The organism is Nguyenibacter vanlangensis (genome assembly GCF_013376155.1).
Lineage (GTDB): Bacteria > Pseudomonadota > Alphaproteobacteria > Acetobacterales > Acetobacteraceae > Gluconacetobacter > Gluconacetobacter vanlangensis.
On the sequence record NZ_JABXXP010000763.1, the window covers coordinates 1 to 1,281 of the forward strand.

Here is a 1,281-nt window from a genome sequence, read left to right on the forward strand (position 1 = left end):
ATCGAACGCAGTTCACGCAGATAGGCCGCGCCCTTGAGCGTGCGCTGCACCAGGACCGAGCGGCGGTCCATCGGGTCGACCTTGCGGCGGGCCAGGTCCAGCTCGCCCAGCCGGTCGAGCGCGCGCGTGATCGCCGGCTTGGACACGTTCAGCGCCGCGGCCAGGCCGCGCACCGTGTGGGCACCGTCCTGCAGGTAGCAGGTCAGGAACACGCCGAGCTGACGGGCCGACAGGTCGGGACCGTCGCGGCGGACCATCGCAACGACCGTGTCGCGCAGGGTGTTGATCAACTGATCGGACATCGCCGAATTCTGGGCCATAGAAAAAAACCTTCGTTGCGAAGCCGACTGGCCGGCTTCCTGTGTTTCGTCCCCTGGGACCGCCTTGTGCGCCCCCGGGTCATTCCAGCGGCGTATATAGTTTCGAATTACGGCGGATATAAGCCCACCCGGGCGAAATAGTTCGTTCCCTATGTCGTTACTTGGCTATTCTTTTATGTCGGTTGTGTTAAGGATTTGCAACAATGCTGCCGAAAGCGCCCTGAGTCCTTGTGTTTCTCCGCCTTCCGGGCGGCCGGGACGGTAATGATCATTCCAGGCGTAGCTGTCGATATGTGCCCAGCGCACCCCTGTTTTGATAAATTTTCGTAAAAATAAAGCTGCCGTAATGGCTCCGGCCATCGGTTTTGCCGACACGTTGTTCAGGTCGGCGACCGGACTGTGCAGCCAGTCGGCATAGCCGTCCCAGAGCGGCAGGCGCCAGAGTGGGTCGTGGCAGGCCTGACCCGCCTGCAGGAGGGAATCGGCCAGTGCGTCGTCGTTGCTGAACAGGGCGGGCAGGTCGGGCCCCAGCGCGACGCGCGCCGCGCCGGTCAGGGTGGCGGCGTCGATCAGCAGCGCGGGGTCGGATTCGCAGGCTTCGGTCAGCAGGTCGCACAGCACCAGCCGCCCTTCGGCGTCGGTATTGCCGATTTCGACCGTCCGGCCCGAGCGGGTGGTCACCACGTCGGAGGGACGCATCGCCTGGCCCGAGATGCTGTTTTCGACGCAGCCCAGCCGCAATTCCAGCCGGATCGGCAGGTCGCGGACGATGACCAGACGGGCCAGGGCCAGCATCAGGGCGGCGCCGCCCATGTCCTTCTTCATGCGCAGCATGCCGGCGGCGGGCTTGAGGTCGTATCCGCCGGTATCGAAGCACACGCCCTTGCCCACCAGGGAGAGCAGCGGCGCGCCGGCGCCGGCCCCGCTGCCCTGCCAGCGGGCGACGAGGACGCGCGGCGGC

The 1,281-nt window shown here is 65.7% G+C and carries 2 protein-coding genes; both read right to left on the reverse strand.

Annotated elements, in window-relative coordinates; all coding sequences use genetic code 11:
- Positions 1–320 (reverse strand): MarR family transcriptional regulator (locus HUK84_RS18815; protein WP_176641585.1); only part of this gene is annotated, 320 nt, incomplete at its 3' end.
- A gap of 165 nt (positions 321–485) precedes the next feature.
- A partial coding sequence (locus HUK84_RS18820) for a leucyl aminopeptidase family protein (RefSeq protein WP_176641586.1) occupies positions 486–1,281 on the reverse strand: 796 nt, incomplete at its 5' end.